The organism is Steroidobacter denitrificans (assembly GCF_001579945.1).
GTDB lineage: Bacteria > Pseudomonadota > Gammaproteobacteria > Steroidobacterales > Steroidobacteraceae > Steroidobacter > Steroidobacter denitrificans.
Genome location: NZ_CP011971.1, coordinates 530826 through 546501 on the forward strand (window position 1 = coordinate 530826; position 15676 = coordinate 546501).

16 protein-coding genes are annotated in these 15676 nt (G+C 63.9%); 6 read left to right on the top strand and 10 right to left on the bottom strand.

The window, feature by feature from the left end:
- Positions 1-146 precede the first annotated feature (146 nt).
- The 3 genes from ACG33_RS02235 to ACG33_RS02245 all read left to right on the top strand — a co-directional run bounded on the left by ACG33_RS02235 (position 147) and on the right by ACG33_RS02245 (position 3306).
- A complete protein-coding gene (locus ACG33_RS02235) occupies positions 147-959 on the top strand; it encodes a phosphoadenylyl-sulfate reductase (protein ID WP_210399144.1) in 813 nt (270 codons plus the stop codon).
- A 134-nt stretch (positions 960-1093) separates the two neighbouring features.
- A complete protein-coding gene (locus ACG33_RS02240; protein WP_083536368.1) occupies positions 1094-2218 on the top strand; it encodes a cysteine synthase A in 1125 nt (374 codons plus the stop codon).
- 80 nt (positions 2219-2298) lie between these two features.
- Positions 2299-3306 carry a ketopantoate reductase family protein gene (locus ACG33_RS02245; RefSeq protein ID WP_066918347.1) on the top strand — a complete coding sequence of 336 codons (1008 nt, stop codon included), beginning with the start codon at positions 2299-2301 and terminating at the stop codon, positions 3304-3306.
- A 26-nt stretch (positions 3307-3332) separates the two neighbouring features.
- Here ACG33_RS02245 and ACG33_RS02250 read toward each other — a convergent pair whose 3' ends face one another.
- From ACG33_RS02250 to ACG33_RS16300, 3 genes are all read right to left on the bottom strand, one after another.
- Positions 3333-4739, bottom strand: coding sequence for an FAD-binding oxidoreductase (locus ACG33_RS02250; RefSeq protein WP_210399145.1), 1407 nt, complete (start codon positions 4737-4739; stop codon positions 3333-3335).
- A 22-nt stretch (positions 4740-4761) separates the two neighbouring features.
- The gene (gene htpX / locus ACG33_RS02255) at positions 4762-5640 is read right to left on the bottom strand and encodes a protease HtpX (protein WP_066918348.1); all 879 of its coding nucleotides are present in this window, start codon (positions 5638-5640) and stop codon (positions 4762-4764) included.
- 212 nt (positions 5641-5852) lie between these two features.
- Entirely contained in the window at positions 5853-6185 is a 333-nt protein-coding gene (locus tag ACG33_RS16300) for a DUF6763 family protein (RefSeq protein WP_168159975.1), read from the bottom strand.
- Positions 6186-6313: 128 nt separating this feature from the next.
- On the opposite strand from ACG33_RS16300, the gene proB reads away from it, so the two are divergent.
- Positions 6314-7462 carry a glutamate 5-kinase gene (proB, locus tag ACG33_RS02265; RefSeq protein ID WP_066918351.1) on the top strand — a complete coding sequence of 383 codons (1149 nt, stop codon included), beginning with the start codon at positions 6314-6316 and terminating at the stop codon, positions 7460-7462.
- 26 nt (positions 7463-7488) lie between these two features.
- On the opposite strand, the gene ACG33_RS02270 is transcribed toward proB, so the two are convergent.
- The gene (locus ACG33_RS02270; protein ID WP_066918353.1) at positions 7489-7752 is read right to left on the bottom strand and encodes a hypothetical protein; all 264 of its coding nucleotides are present in this window, start codon (positions 7750-7752) and stop codon (positions 7489-7491) included.
- A 233-nt stretch (positions 7753-7985) separates the two neighbouring features.
- On the opposite strand from ACG33_RS02270, the gene ACG33_RS02275 reads away from it, so the two are divergent.
- Both ACG33_RS02275 and ACG33_RS02280 read left to right on the top strand, forming a co-directional pair.
- Positions 7986-9269 carry a glutamate-5-semialdehyde dehydrogenase gene (locus tag ACG33_RS02275; RefSeq protein WP_066918355.1) on the top strand — a complete coding sequence of 428 codons (1284 nt, stop codon included), beginning with the start codon at positions 7986-7988 and terminating at the stop codon, positions 9267-9269.
- Positions 9270-9286: 17 nt separating this feature from the next.
- Positions 9287-10828: an OmpA family protein gene (locus ACG33_RS02280; RefSeq protein ID WP_066918357.1), complete on the top strand. Its 1542-nt coding sequence runs from the start codon at positions 9287-9289 to the stop codon at positions 10826-10828.
- A gap of 81 nt (positions 10829-10909) precedes the next feature.
- Here the strand turns inward: ACG33_RS02280 and ACG33_RS02285 are convergent, their stop codons facing one another.
- From ACG33_RS02285 to ACG33_RS02310, 6 genes are all read right to left on the bottom strand, one after another.
- Positions 10910-11362 (bottom strand): molybdenum cofactor biosynthesis protein MoaE, encoded by a 453-nt coding sequence (locus ACG33_RS02285; RefSeq protein WP_066918359.1) that lies wholly within the window; start codon positions 11360-11362, stop codon positions 10910-10912.
- Positions 11359-12261, bottom strand: coding sequence for an NTP transferase domain-containing protein (locus tag ACG33_RS15575; protein WP_210399146.1), 903 nt, complete (start codon positions 12259-12261; stop codon positions 11359-11361). The genes ACG33_RS02285 and ACG33_RS15575 overlap by 4 nt, the downstream gene beginning before the upstream one ends.
- Positions 12258-12818, bottom strand: coding sequence for a cyclic pyranopterin monophosphate synthase MoaC (gene moaC, locus ACG33_RS02295; protein ID WP_157071639.1), 561 nt, complete (start codon positions 12816-12818; stop codon positions 12258-12260). The genes ACG33_RS15575 and moaC overlap by 4 nt, the downstream gene beginning before the upstream one ends.
- Position 12819: 1 nt before the next feature.
- Entirely contained in the window at positions 12820-13890 is a 1071-nt protein-coding gene (gene moaA, locus ACG33_RS02300) for a GTP 3',8-cyclase MoaA (RefSeq protein ID WP_066918361.1), read from the bottom strand.
- A gap of 18 nt (positions 13891-13908) precedes the next feature.
- Entirely contained in the window at positions 13909-15171 is a 1263-nt protein-coding gene (locus ACG33_RS02305; protein WP_066918363.1) for a molybdopterin molybdotransferase MoeA, read from the bottom strand.
- A gap of 99 nt (positions 15172-15270) precedes the next feature.
- On the bottom strand, positions 15271-15621 hold the full coding sequence (locus ACG33_RS02310) for a hypothetical protein (protein ID WP_066918364.1): 351 nt from the start codon (positions 15619-15621) through the stop codon (positions 15271-15273).
- Positions 15622-15676: the final 55 nt, after the last annotated feature.

The following is a 15676-nucleotide window of genomic DNA, read 5'->3' on the forward strand; positions in this document are numbered from 1 at the left end:
CGATTCCGAGTCGGAGAGGCCGGATTCGGTTGGAACCAAGATCCGGTCTGTACGCCCGGACGAGACGGTCGGCAGCCGGTACCTGCCGGCACCGTCCGCAATTGGGGCCGATGGCCGAAGCCGATGGCCGAAGCCGAGCGGAATCGATGAATACCAAGCCTGACCTGCAGCCTGCAACAGTCCTGAAGAAGCACTCAATGAGCATCGAGACCAGCATCGAGCAGTTGTCCTCCCGTCTGCAAGCCTTGGTTCAGGACACGCGCGTCGTGCTCGAGCGTGCTGTCCACGATTACCAGGACGTGGTCTATTCCAACAGCCTGGGTGCGGAAGCCATGGTGCTGACCGACATCATCTGCACATATGTGCCGGACATCGACATGTTTACGCTCGATACCGGCCGTCTGCATGATGAGACCCTGGCGCTGCTGGATCGTGTCGAGCGTCGTTATCAGAGGCGCATACAGGTGCTCTATCCGCAGGCCGAGGCTGTCGAGCAGTATGTGCGCGACCATGGTATCAACGGCTTCTACCAAGGATTCAATGAGCGTCAATCCTGCTGCAACATCCGCAAGATAGAGCCCTTCAAGCGCGGCATTGCGGGCCGCAAGGCCTGGGTGACAGGCGTACGCCGCGGACAGTCCGCCGAACGCGCGCAGGGCGAGGCCATTTCCTGGGACCAGCGCTACGACTTGTGGAAAGTAAGTCCGATGCTGGAGTGGACCGAGGAGGATGTGTGGGCTTATATCCGGGCGCGCAACCTGCCGTACAACGCCTTGCACGACAAGGGCTTTCCGAGTATCGGCTGCGCGCCATGCACACGGGCGGTGGAACCAGGCGCGGATCCGCGTTCGGGTCGCTGGTGGTGGGAGAATCCGGAGACACGTGAATGCGGTCTGCAGCCGCGGCGTGTCATTCCGCTGAAGGTCGAGCCGCGCCGCGCGGCAGCCAGCAGCGCCTGAGGCCGGCCTTCGGCTAATGCCTGGGTCGCCCGCCAGGCCCGCCTGCGCAATATACCGGTCAATGTCGTGGATGATCGTGAACTGGTGAACGACGTGTTCGCCGCGGTGGACATCACCGAAGGGAGACTCATCGTATGAGCATCCGCAGCATCGATGCCCCAGGTTGTCGCCATGGTGGGGAAAGACGTATCGAGCAGGGTTTCGCGGGCGCGATCGGCAACACGCCGCTGATTCGTCTGCGCCGTTTCAGCGCCGATACCGGCTGCGAGATTCTCGGCAAGGCGGAATTCATGAACCCGGGCGGTTCGGTCAAGGATCGGGCTGCGCTGGCCATCATTGAGGATGCCGAACGCAACGGACACCTGCTGCCCGGTGGTGCGGTCGTCGAGGGCACGGCAGGCAATACCGGTATCGGGCTGGCGCATGTCTGTAATGCGCGCGGCTATCGCTGCGTGATCGTGATGCCCGATAACCAGTCGAACGAAAAATACCAGACGATCGAAACACTGGGCGCCGAGGTACTGCGCGTCAAGGCCGTGCCATACAGCGATCCGAACCATTATCAAAAGATCGCCGGCCGGCTGGCCCTGGAAATCCCGGGCGCGGTGTGGGCGAATCAATTCGACAATATCGCCAATCGCAACGTGCACGAGCGCGTGACCGGCCCCGAGATCTGGCAGCAGACCCACGGCAGAATCGACGCGTTCGTTGCCGCAACCGGGACCGGTGGCACGCTCGGCGGTATTTCGCGCGCACTGAAGAAGTATCGCAATGACCGCGATGCCGACGTGCGGGTCTACCTGGCGGACCCCCAGGGCAGTTCGCTGTATCACTGGCGGCGATATGGTGAACTTAAACCGACCGGCTGTGGTTCCATCACCGAAGGCATCGGCATCGGACGCGTCACCGCGAACCTGGAAGGCTCACCGCTCGACGATGCCGTGCATGTGACCGATATCGAATGCGTACGTACGGTGTATCAATTGCTGCGTGACGAAGGCCTGTTCCTCGGCAGCACCAGCGGCGTCAACGTCGCCGCTGCCGTACAAATCGCCCGGCAGCTCGGGCCGGGACATACGATCGTCACGATTCTGTGCGACGGCGGCGCGAAATATCAGTCACGCTTGTTCAATCGCAAGTGGCTGTCCGGCAAGGGCCTGCTCGATGCGGCTGGACTCGGGGAACCGCTATCGCCGATCATTCAACCTTCCCTTGCGGAACAACCTCGTGCCGCTCACCCGACAAGACTCAGTGCTTGAGTTGGAGCGGCATCCGTTGTGGACCGGCGTGATCATCGCCGGCAATTGCAGGTGCGGCACGGAGGAGCGGTGTCGTGAATATGTATCGACCCGAGTTCGCCGTTCTGGGTGCCGGTGCGATCGGCTCCATCCTGGGAGCGCACTTGGCGCGTGCGGGACATTCCGTGGTGATGCTGGCGCGCGGCCGGCGGGCGGCACAGGTGCGCAACGCAGGCTTGTGCCTCAAGGGATTATCCGACTTTCGCATCCAGGTACCGGTGCTGGAGGATGCCTCGCGGCTGGCGGGTGCGCAGGTCTTGATCGTGGCGATGAAGACCATGGGGACGCGGGAGGCGCTCGAGCCTTTGCGCGGCGCGCAGGTGGATGCAGCGTTCTCGATTCAGAACGGGCTGTGGAAGAACGATCAGCTGGTGCAGGTTTTCGGCGCAGACAAAGTGCTGGGATCCTTGGCGAACACCAGTGGAGAGTTGTTGCCGTCGGGTGAGGTGCTGTTCACTCGCAATGTAAACGTGCTGGTGGGGGAGCCGGCCGGCGGCGACAGCGCGCGTGCCCAACATATCGCCGCGACGATCGACGCGGCGGGTGTGCGCGCGGCCGCGGTGCCGGACATCCTGGCGCGGGAATGGACCAAGTTCGTGGGCTGGGTCGGTCTGATGTCGATGGCGGTCACGACCCGTTGTGTGACCTGGCGGTATTTGAGCGATCCGGATTGCGCCATTGTGCTGGTGAGGCTGGTACGCGAGATGCTGCAACTGGCTCGTGCATCGGGGATTCGGCCGGGCGACGAGAAATCACTGCTGCCGCTGCGCATGATCGTGGAGGGCACGGAGCAGCAGGCCATTGCCGCCGTGATCGAGGCCGGCAGGCATTTCAAGCAGGATGCACCCGAACATCGCATGTCGGCATTGCAGGATCTACAGGCTGGACGGGCGCTGGAGATCGACGAGACCTTGGGCGATGCGGTGCGCAGGGCGCAGGACTTGAATCTGTCCTTGCCGCTGCTGGAGGCCATTTATCATCTGGTTGCGGCATTGGATCGCACCGCCCGAGCACATGCAGCGGCGAAACCGGCGGTGACTCTGGCCTGATCCGGATACGCCTTTGCGTTAGCTTCTCAACAGTCTTGGAGGATCTTGCCCGGATTCATGATCCTTCCGGGATCGAGTGTCCGCTTGAGACTGCGCATGAGTTCCACGGCCACGGGATTCTTGTAGCGCAGCAACTCATCACGCTTGAGCTGGCCGATGCCATGCTCGGCACTGAAACTGCCGGCGTAGGCGGCGATCAGATCGTGCACGCTGCGCTGGATGTCGGCGGCATGCCGCAGGAGATCATCGTCGGCATTGCCGCCGGGACCGGATACGTTGAAATGCAGGTTGCCGTCGCCGAGATGGCCATAAGCCACGATGCGGCCCTCGGGGGCGATCCGCGTGATCCGCTCCGAGGCCTCGGTGATGAAGCGCGGCAATTCGCTCGTGGGCACGGAAATATCGTGCTTGATGCTCACGCCTTCGCGACGCTGGGCTGCCGGTATGGATTCGCGGATGCGCCAGAATATCTCGCGCTGGGTTTCGTTGGCCGCGACGACGGTATCCAGTGGCGCGGCTGCGTCCAGGACAGCGAGCAGTTCGGTATCGATGGCCGCGCGCACCTCCGGATCACGCCAGTGGATGCCGATCTCCAGCAGCACATACCAGGGATAAGCCTGGGCGAAGGGGTCGGTGAGAGGAGGGATGTGCCGGCAGACCAGTTCCAGGGCGATGCGCGGCATCAATTCGAATGTCGATACCGCATCGCCGCTGGTGCTGCGAAGTTTCGACAGAAGCTCCACCGCGGCTTGCGGATCCGCCACCGCGACCAGCGCGGTGAAGTGGCCGGCGGGACGTGCATACAATTTGCATGTGGCAGCCGTGATGACGCCCAAGGTGCCTTCCGCACCGATGAACAGGTCGCGCAGGTCGTAGCCGGTATTGTTCTTGCGCAGCGGCGCAAGCTCCTCGAGCAGACGGCCGTCGGGCAGCACCACTTCCAGGCCCAGCACCAAGTCACGCATCATCCCATAGCGCAGCACCGCGGTGCCGCCGGCATTCGTGGACAGGTTGCCGCCGAGTTGGCAGGAGCCTTCCGAACCCAGACTCAGTGGAAACAGACGATCGACGGAGGCTGCCGCCGCCTGCACATCAGCCAGCACACAACCCGCCTCGGCAATGAGGATGCCGTTCTGTGGATCCAGGGAGCGTATGCGCCGCATCCGGGACATCGACAGCACGATCTGGGAGCCGTCGGCGGAGGGCGTCGCGGCGCCGCAGTAACCGGTATTGCCGCCCACCGGCACGACGCCGATACCATGCTCATTGCATAGCCGCATGATCGCGCGGACCTGGGCGGTGTCATCGGGGCGCAGTACCAGGGGTGTCGCACCACGGTAGAGCCCGCGATGATCGATCAGGAAAGGCTCCAGATCCTCCTGCCGGTCGTAATAGCCGTGCGCGCCCACGATCTCGCGGAGCCGATCGAGCATGGCGCAGTTCACGCGCATTGCATCATTGTGCTCGCAGTGCCGCGATGCGTTCCTCCAGCGGCGGATGGGTCATGAACAACCGCTTCAGCCCATGGCCCAGCGAGCCGCTGATACCGAATGCAGCCATCTGTTCGGGCAATGGGCCAGGATGCTTCTGACGCAGACGCTCCAGTGCGCCGATCATTGCCTCACGGCCGGCCAGATGCGCTCCGCCGGCATCCGCGCGGAATTCGCGATGCCGCGAAAACCACATGACGATCATGCTGGCGAGAATGCCCAGCACCAGTTGCGCGATGATGACGGTGATCAGGAAAGCCGGGCCATGGCCACGCTCGGTCTTGAAGACCATGCGGTCGATGGTATGGCCGATGACGCGCGACAAAAAAATCACGAAGGTATTTACGACACCCTGGATCAAGGTCAGGGTCACCATGTCGCCATTGGCAACGTGGCTGATCTCATGGCCCAGCACGGCCTCGGCTTCGTGCCGGGTCATGCCGTTGAGCAGGCCGCTGCTGACGGCGACCAGGGCGTTATTGCGGCGGGCACCGGTGGCAAAGGCATTCATTTCCGGCGTATCGAAGATACCGACCTCCGGCATGTCGATACCGGCCGCCTGCGCCTGGCGGCGCACGGTCTCCATCAACCAATTTTCCGTGGCGTTGCGCGGCTGGTCGATGAGACGCACGCCCATGGTGCGCTTGGCCATGAATTTGGAGAGTGCCAGGGAGATCAGCGAGCCGCCGAAGCCCAGTACGGCCGAGAACACCAGCAAGGAGTTCATGTCCAGGCCGACACCCTGGGTGTCCAGGATGCTGTCGATCCCCAGCAGGCGCAGTGTCACGCTGAGCACCAGCAGGATTGCCACGTTCGTGGCAAGGAATAGAAAAATGCGTTTCATCAGGACTCCGGCCGCAGATGACGGCGAATCTGTCCGCTGCATTCTATCGAAAACGAAATTTTCAATACCCCGGCGCTCCCGGGCCGGGAGACAGGTGAAACAGGGCGAAGTGAATGCAGGGGGCGCCGGGGAAGCCGCAGGCGCCCGGCACCGATGCGGCTCAGCGGCGCCGATCCGGAAGGCTGCCGGCGGCGTTTGGTGAACAGGAGCTTTCAGGTATCGTTGTTATCGTCGTAATCGTCATCCTCGTCGTCGAGGTCGTCATCCTCGTCGTCGTCCCAGTCGTCCTCATCGTCTTCTTCGTCCTCGTCCCAATCGTCGTCATCCTGATCATCCTCGTCATCGCTGGCCCAGCCCTCCGGCTCGTCGGCATGTTCGAGGTCGAGTTCGTGCCAGGTATCGAGATCGATGGCCTCGATATCACCGTTCTCGTATTGGATCTCGACAATTTCCTCGTCCGGATCGACGGACAGCACCTTGAAGATCTCATTCTCCTCGAGATCCTCATACCACTGCCCCTTCACCGGATCGTAGTCTCTAGCCACGCAAGCACCTCAGACGACAAGGGAACCGGCACAGGGCCGGAACGAATTCGGAAAGAATATTAGGGACATTCTTGGTGACTGCCAAGCGCCCGCGTTACGCTTGCGCCCCCTTACTTCATTTTCGGATCATGACAACGACGGAGTCCACCCGTTACGCCGCTCCCTTGCTGGGTGCGCAGCGCATCATCGTCAAGGTCGGTTCGGCGCTGCTGGTGTGCAGTGACACGGGTTCCCTGAACGAACCCTGGCTGCGCAGCTTGGCCGCCGACATCGCCGCACTGCGCCTGCGGGGGCAGGAGGTTCTGCTGGTGTCCTCCGGCGCAGTTGCCCTGGGACGTCAACCCCTGGGCCTGCCGGCCGGCAAGCTGAAACTGCAGGAGAAGCAGGCGGCTGCATCCGTGGGACAGATCCGGCTTGCCCACGCCTGGAAGGAGGCCCTGGAGAGGCATCCCTTGAAAGTGGCCCAGATCCTGCTGACCTTGGGCGATACGGAGGAGCGGCGCCGCTATCTGAATGCCCGCAGTACGCTGGAAACCCTGCTGCGCCTGGGCGCCATACCCGTCATCAACGAGAACGATACCGTTGCCACCGCGGAAATCCGCTACGGCGATAATGATCGTCTGGCTGCGCGGGTGGCGCAAATGGTCAGCGCCGACTGCCTGGTCCTATTGTCCGATGTCGACGGGTTGTACACGGCGGATCCTGCGCGTGTTGCCGATGCCCGCTTCATTCCGGAAATTCATGCCATTACGCCTGAAATCGAGCGAATGGCGGGCGGCTCGAATTCAGCAACGGGGACCGGCGGCATGGCAACCAAGATCGCGGCGGCCAAGATCGCCGTGGCAGCCGGGTGCCATATGGCGGTGGCGCTGGGCCGCGAGATGCATCCCTTGCAGCGGCTCGAAGCAGGGGCGCGCTGCAGTTGGTTCTATCCTTCCGCCACGCCGGCGACGGTACGCAAGCAATGGATCGCAGGTTCCCTGCAGCCGGCCGGGGAGCTGTGCGTGGATCCGGGAGCCGTCGTGGCGCTCAGGCATGGCAAAAGCCTGCTGCCGGCCGGCGTCTTGCAGGTCAGCGGAGATTTTCAGCGCGGCGATGCCTTGATCGTGCGCGATACGCAGGGCAAGGAGATCGCCCGCGGCCTGTCGGCTTATTCCAGCGCCGATGCCATACGCCTGCGGGGGCGCCGCTCCCAGGAGATCGAGGCGCTGCTGGGATTTCAGGGCCGCGATGAAATCATTCACCGCGACGATCTGGTGCTGACGGCGAGGGGCTGACGGCGTTTTGAGGCGGGGCCTGGCGTTCAGCGGCGGTTGGCGGGAATATCAACGTAGCGCGAGGCCGGTGGATCACTGGCCGGATAGGTGCCCTTGAGCGAATCATCGATCGCCCGTTCCCGTATGGCCTGCGGGTATTTCACTCGCCGGCGCCGGACGATGCCGCACCAGGCCGGCGCGGCGAGCAGGGCGAACGCGCCGACCAGAGCCAGATCCCACAGTAGGCTTCGGCCCCGATCGCAAGCGGCGTTCCGATGACGATTTTTCTTTGCGTACGCCGACCCGTACATCGATATTTCTCCTGCAATCAAGTTGATTCCAGCGGGTGCCCGGCGTCCAGGTCCGCCGCCGATCAGACGGCGTGGGTTTTGGCGGGCTGCACGAGACAGACGCACCCGGCCCGCATCCGGTTCCCCTTGCGAAGCATTGTGGCATGTCTGTCGCCAATGCACAGCTCACCGGCTCGGGTCCGGGCGAGTCGCGCTAGAATGTTTTCGTGGACACTCTTTCTTCGAGTCCGAATATGATTTCTTCTTCAGATGGGGTAGCCGGCGCAGAGCTGGCCGGACAGATGGACGCCTTGGGCCGGGCCGCCGTACAAGCGGCCCGTCTGCTGGCGCGGGCAAGCTCGGCCAGCAAGGATGCGGCGCTTCTGGGCGCAGCCGCGGCTGTTCGGGCGCAGCGCGACGATATCCTGGCAGCGAATGCACTGGATCTGCGCCAGGCCGGCGAACGCGGCTTGTCCGCGGCCCTGCTCGACCGTCTCGCCCTGGACGATAAGCGGGTGGAAGCGATGGCTCGCGGCATCGAGGAGATTGCCGCGCTCGCCGATCCGGTGGGCACCGTCATGGCTTCCTGGGAACGACCCAATGGTCTGCGCATCGCGCGAGTGCGTGTCCCCCTCGGCGTCATCGGTATCATTTACGAGAGTCGTCCGAATGTGACCGCCGACGCCGGCGCGTTGTGCCTGAAGTCCGGCAATGCGGTGATTCTGCGCGGCGGCAGCGAAAGCAGCCACTCCAGCCGCGCGATTCACGCCTGTCTGGTGAGCGGCCTGCGTGAGGCGGGCCTGCCTGAGGCAGCCATTCAGCGGGTCCCCACGACCGACCGGGCCGCGGTCGGTCTGCTGCTGTCCGGCATGACGCAGTACATCGATGTCCTGGTTCCGCGCGGAGGGCGCAGCCTCGTCGAGCGCGTACAGCGCGAGGCGCGCGTGCCCGTGATCGGCCATCTGGAAGGCAATTGTCATGTCTACGTCGATCGTGATGCCGATGCGGATATGGCCCGCGAGGTGGTGTTGAACGCCAAGATGCGGCGCACCGGCATCTGCGGTGCGGCAGAGACGGTGTTATTCGATCGCGATTGTCCCGCCGCCGCGGGCGTGGTGGCCGCGCTCCTGGAAGCGGGCTGCGAAGTACGCGGCGATGAAGCGGTGCAGGCGCTGGATGCCCGGGTGGTCGCCGCGAACGAACAGGACTGGATGACGGAATACCTGGCACCGATCATCGCCGCACGCGTGGTGGATACGGTGGAGGGGGCCATGGCGCATATCGAACGTTATGGTTCCGGTCATACCGAATCCATCGTGACCGGCAATCCGCAGACCGCCGAACGCTTCCTGGCGGGCGTCGACAGCGCGATCGTGCTGCACAATGCATCCACGCAGTTCGCGGACGGCGGGGAGTTCGGCATGGGTGCGGAGATCGGCATATCCACCGACAAGTTTCATGCACGCGGGCCGGTGGGCGTCGAGCAGCTGACCAGTTATAAATACGTCGTCCACGGCAGCGGGCAACTCAGGCCGTGAATCGGCGGCGATTTCCGGTGGCCGCGCGTCCATCGGGGCGGTGCCTGTTCGGCGCGGTCCTGGCGATCGGCACGGCGTTCGGCCTGTCGGCGCCGGCGCTCGATGCGGCTTCCGTCCTGAATGCCCGATCCGATCTCGGCCGGCCTATTTCGGCGGCGGCGCCGGAGCAAAGGATACCCGGGTCCGTGGAGGCGCTGGGAGTCGCGCTGGAACAGGCGCGCGCCGACGGGCTCGAGGTGCTGGCGCCCACGGCCTATGCCCAGGCGCTGAAGGCGCACGAGGATGCACTCAGGAATACTGCCCGTGGCCGCGAGCAGCGTGTCGGTGAACGCGTGCAGTCGGGCCAGGCGGCGCTGCAGCGCGCCACGGCATCGGCCACGCTGGCGCGCCAATCCTTCGGCTCCACCCTGAAGGCGCGCGAGGATGCGCTGCTTGCGCTGGCTCCTGTCCGAGCGGCTGCGGTATGGCTGCGGGCGGCGGAACGCTTCCAGCAGGCCATGAAGGAAAACGAGGCCGGTGACATCCCGAAGGCTCAGCGGCGGGCAACCGAAGCCGAAGTCTTGTTGCGTGACGCCGAACTGACGGCCATCAAGGCCGGCGTGCTCGATGAAGCGCGCGCGCTGATCGACCAGGCCGATGCCGCAAAAGTCGAGCGTCTCGCGCCGCGCTCGCTGGCGGCAGCCCGACGCCATCTGGCCGATGCCGAACAGGAGATTCAGCGCAGTCGCTATGATCTCGCCGCCTCGCGGCGACTGGCGGTACGAGCCAGCTACGAGGCTCGCCACGCCATGCATCTGGCGCATCTGATCGAGCGTACCTTGCAGCAGCAGAAAGACGGCCAGGCGGGATTGGAGGCGCTCATGCTTTCCTGGGAAGAACCCTTGCAGCGGATGGCCGCGGACATGGAGCTGTCGCTGCGCTTCGACGAGGGCATGCAGTCCTCGCTGCGGGAGCTGACCGAGCGCGTTCAGCAGCAGGTACAGGAACGTCGTCGTCTGAACCAGGAACTGCTGGATCGCGACGAACAACTAAACGCGTCAAATGCACAACTGGAGCGTCTCGAGGCGCGTCTGGGCGGCGTCGCCGAGGAACGTATCGCCTTGCAGCGCCGGGTGGACGAACAGGAGCGTCTGCGCGCCAATCTGACGCGTATCGAAAACAGTTTCACGCCGGAGGAAGCGCGGGTCTATCGGCAGGGCGAGGATGTGATTCTGTCACTCCTCGGCCTGCGCTTTGCTTCCGGGCGCAGCGCGATCGGCCGTGACGGCGTACGCCTGATGGGCAAGGCGCACGAGGCGCTGGCGCTGTTCCCCGATGCGACCATATCGGTCGAGGGCCACACCGATGCGGAGGGCAGCGATTCCACGAACCTGATCCTGTCGCAGGATCGTGCCGATGCGGTGAAACAATACTTGGTCTCGACGTTCGCGCTCGACCCCGAGAAGATCAGCTCCATCGGCTATGGCGAGGCGCGGCCGGTGGCGACGAACGAGACAGCCGCCGGCCGAGCCCGCAATCGCCGCATCGATCTGGTGATCCATTTGGATGGGGTGCGCTGACCGGCCGACTGCCCGATCGAGGCGGTCTTTCGCCGGACCGATGCCGCGGTACCGGACAGGGTGCGGCCGGGGTGGCGGGGTTCAGCCGGGAGAGTGAGCGTGCCGGGCATGCGCGGCACAATGCTCGCAATTCACCCAGCCGGAATCGCCGTCGAGATAGTGTTCCTTTTTCCAGATGGGAACGCGATGCTTGACTTCATCGATGATGTAACGACAGGCATCGAAGGCCGGGCCGCGATGCGGCGCACTGACGCCGACCCATACCGCCAGATCGCCGATTTCAAGCGATCCGACGCGATGCACACAGGCCGCCCGCACACCGTAGCGGGTAATGGCCTCCTGTACGATGCGGGCGCCTTCCAGATTGGCCAGGGCCTCGAACGCTTCGTATTCCAGGCGAATGACCGCCCGACCTTCGTTATGGTCACGCACCCAGCCCTCGAAGCAGGCGTAGGCACCGGCCGACGCATCCTGCAGAACGGTGCGATGGGTTTCCGGTGTGAGCGGCGCCTGGCTGAGGGTGAATGGTGTCATCCGCCGGCCACCGGGGGGATGAACACGACCGTGTCGCCATGGCGCAAATTCGTGTCCCAGTCGCTGAATTCCGCATTCAAGGCGACCTTCAATTGCGCAGGCGCCAGCTTGAAAGGGTGCCGGCGGGCCAGCTGCGCATACAGTTCGGCCGGTGTCGCGGCCTGCGTGTCGATGGTTTCTTCGTGGCAGCCCGCCTGTTCGCGCAGCACGGCATAGTAGCGGATGCGCAGGGTCTTGCCGCGCCCCGCTGCGTCATCGCCGGTGTCTTGGGTCTCGTTGCCTTGGAGGCCGGCGGCGAGGCGGAAAGGCGGCAGCGTATCCAGCGCATCGACGGCAGCAGCGAATTCCTGCGTGGTGTTGATATTGTCCAGGGCGTGCGCATCCGGCAGGTCCAGGAGCAGGATGTCGGCCCCCATCAGGAACTTACGCGGGCAATGCCGGCCCGCCGCTACGAACTCCCGCAGGGCTTCCCGGGCGCCCGGCTCCCAGATCGCGCACAAGGGTTCGGGCAGCCCGTCATGGCTGCTTCGATAGGCCGTGGCGCTCCTGCGCGGCTCGCGGTGGGTGATCAGGTAGCGTAACAGCGACGGAGTCAGAAACGGCAGGTCGCAGGCGAGGACCAGCCAGGCGGCCTGAGGATGTTCCGAGAGTGCCGTCATGATGCCGGCGATCGGGCCGGGGACGGAGTTGCGATCGACGATCTGCGGAAAGCGAGCGCGCAGCGGCTCCCGCCGTTGTTCTTCCCGCACCGAAACGAATGTCGAGCTGCAGAACGGCGTCAGCAGATCGAAGGCCCATTGCAGTTGCGGTTGTCCATGATAGGCCAGGCCTGCCTTGTCGCGCTGCATGCGGCGGCTGGCACCGCCGGCCAGCACCAGTCCGAACAGGGGGGGGATCATCGCGGTCTTCCTCCAGTAGCGGCGGGCTTGGCCGGCCCGGCCATCCTGCTCAGGGTCCCGGCGGCCATGTCGGGGTCAGACAGGTCGCTCGTGCTCGTGCCGCTTTTGCCGCCGCGCTTGTCGAGCAGGCGTGTTTGCAGGATTTCGATCCGGTGCGACAGAGCCTTGCACATATCGTAGATGGTGAGCGCCGCCACGCTGGCACCGGTGAGCGCCTCCATTTCGACACCGGTCTTGTGGTGCACGCCGACCGTGCATTGCACCAAGGCGTCGTCGCCGTCCATCACGATCGTGAGCTTGCAGTTTTCGATGCCTAGCGGATGACAGAACGGAATGAGTTCGTGGGTGCGTTTCGCCGCCATCGTGCCTGCGATGATGGCGGTCTGGAATACCGGTCCTTTGGGCGTATTGAACTGGCACACGCGTAGCGCTTCGGCGACTTGCGCCGGAAAGCGCACGCGAGTCTGGGCTGTGGCGGTGCGCTTGGTGACGGCCTTGTCGCCGACGTCGACCATGGTGGGCAGGGCATCGGCATCGATATGCGAGAACGAGCTCATGTCAGCCGCCAATGTAATACATTTCAATCTTGTGCTGCTGTTGCGGCGCGCGTTTCTGCAGGCTTTGACGCAACTCGCTGTAGCGGTCCGAGCGTGCGTGCCAACACGAGGCGATGAGTTCCCGGAGTTCCTTGTCGCTGGCGCCGCCGCGCATCGGCGCGCGCAGATCCAGCCCTGCCTGTGCAAACAGGCAGGTGTAGAGCACACCCTCCGAGGACAGGCGTGCCCGCGTGCACGCGCCGCAGAAAGGATTGGAGATGGAGGAAATGAAGCCGATCTCACCGGCGCCGTCATCGAAGGCATAACGCTCGGCCACTTCTCCGTGGTAGTTCTCCTGTACCGGGTGCAACGGCCAGCGAGCGCCGATACGCGCCAGCAATTCGCGCGAGGGGACGACTTGATCCGCAGTCCACTGGTTGCTGTTGCCGACATCCATGTACTCGATGAAACGTACGATGATGCCGCTGCCGCGAAAATACTCGAGCGTATCGAGCAGCGTATGATCATTCACGCCGCGTTGGACGACCACGTTGATCTTGATCGGCGCCAGATCCGCCGCCTGTGCCGCGTGGATACCCTCCAGCACCCGGTCGCGTTCCGCGAAGCCGCCGCTCATTTGCTTGAAAATCTCCGGATCCAGCGTGTCAAGGCTGACGGTGACCCGATTCAGGCCGTTGGCCTTGAGTCGAGCGGCGTGCTGAGCCAGCAGCACGCCGTTGGTCGTCAGCGCTACATCCTTGACGCCGTCGATCGAGGTCAACTCCCCGACGAGCTCAGCGATATCCGGCCGCAGCAGCGGCTCCCCGCCCGTCAGACGTAATTTTTCCACGCCGAAATAGACAAAAAGACGGCTCAGACGGACGATTTCCTCGAACGACAGGCGCTCCTTCGACTTCAGAAATCGATAGTGCTCGTGGTAGGTTTCCCGTGGCATGCAATAGGTGCAGCGGAAGTTGCAGCGGTCCATGACCGAAATACGCAGGTCGTGGAGCGGCCGTCCGAGCTGATCGCGCGGTCGCGGCGGCGCGGCGGACGGGATTGGAAACGAGACAATGTGTCTGGAGTCGGTCATGGAGCCGGTCCTGGTCGTTTACCAGCGATGCAGGGGCACCCTGGTGCCTTGCGCGATGATCGCCTCTGCCGGCGGCAGTTCGACGAAACCGTCGGTGCCGATGAGCGAGGTGAAATCCCCTGATCCCTGCGTGGGCCGTGGCCTGGCGGCTGGAGCTTGCAAGTCCATCGGCAAGCCGGACTTTTCACATCGGTCTCCATGTTCACCAATCCATGGCTTGGAGTCGAGCGCGAATCCGCCGATTCTCACCGGTACGAACCGGGTCACGGCCATTGCCGGCAAATCCTGCGCCAATGCAATCGTTTCGAGCGGTGACGCCGGGGTTCCGGCGGCGGCCTCCAGGCCGCGAAACACATAGCGGGTCAGGCACATGAGCGTAGAGACCGGGTTACCTGGCAAAGCGTACACCGCCTGGCCTCCGGCGCCCACCCCGAACCACATCGGCTTGCCCGGACGCTGCGCGATCTTGTGGAACACCTGGGTGACGCCGAGTTCCCGCATGACCTGAGGCACGAAGTCGAATCGGCCCATGGATACGCCGCCGCTGAGGATCAGCGCGTCATGCGCATCGAGGTGGGCGCGCAGGCGGGTGCGCAACAGAGACAGATCGTCGGGAAGGTGGTCCTGGGCCAGCTGAGAATAACCGTGCCGGCGCAGCGCAGCCCAGAGTCCGTAGATATTGGAGCGATGGATCTGCCAGTCTGCAAGAGGTTCGCCGGGCTCCACCAGTTCGTTGCCGGTGGAAATCATCATGATACGCGGTGGCCGGCTCACCAGGGCTTGGGCATATCCATTGGCGGCCAGGGCGGCAACTTCCGCGGCACCCAGGAGGGTACCGGATTTCAGCAGCGGATCGCCGCGGCGGGCGTCGAGTCCGCGAGTATGGATGTTCATCCTGCGGACCGGTGCGGCGCCTTCCTGCAAGACGGCCGTGCCGCTGTCGATGTCGATCTTTTCCACGGGAACCACGCAATCGCAGCCGGCCGGCAGCATTGCCCCCGTCATGACCTCGATGCAGCTTCGCGGATCCCTCAGGTGTAGCGGGGCCGAGCCGGCAGCCTGGATGCCGGCAATATGAAAGCGGCGGCAACCGTTCTCGAATGCCGACCAAGCCAAAGCGATGCCATCCATCATGACCCGGTCGAATGGCGGTTGGTCACGAGTCGTGACGGTATTTTCCCTCAGTGTCGTGCCGGCGAGTGCGGACAGCGGCAGGGATACGGCGGGCAGGAGCGGTACGTGGCTCCGGATCGCGACTTCGGCCTGGGCGGGAGAGATCATGGGTCCATCACGAAAACAACGACGCCCCCGGCAGGCAGGCTTGCCGGGGGCTTCAGTGTGTCATGAGGAGTGGTGTGTGGCTACCGAATTGGCGAGATATCAGCTCTTGGCCTTGAAAATACGTACCTGCTCATTGAACGCCTTGGCTTTTTCCTGCAGTTCGGCGATGGCGGCATTATGTTTCTTGGCCTGCATGGTCTTCATTTGCATGAGTTGGGCGGTACCGGCTGCCTTGGATTTGGTCTCTTCTTCCAGGCAGGCACCGAATTCCGTCACTTCATTGTTGTAGGTCTTGAAGGCGTTCATGGCGGCGATCATTTCCCCCTCGGTGGCGGTCGCTCCATCGGGAATCGTAGCCGGCGCCTTCGGGTAGATACATTCGGCCTGGGCCGACCACGAAACCACGGCAAACGCCAGGGCGGCGGCGAGCTTGAGCGCTTTACGATCCATTACAGGTCTCTCCATCAGGCAGGAAGTAGGCCGGGCGCACCGTGCGCGACGGCTG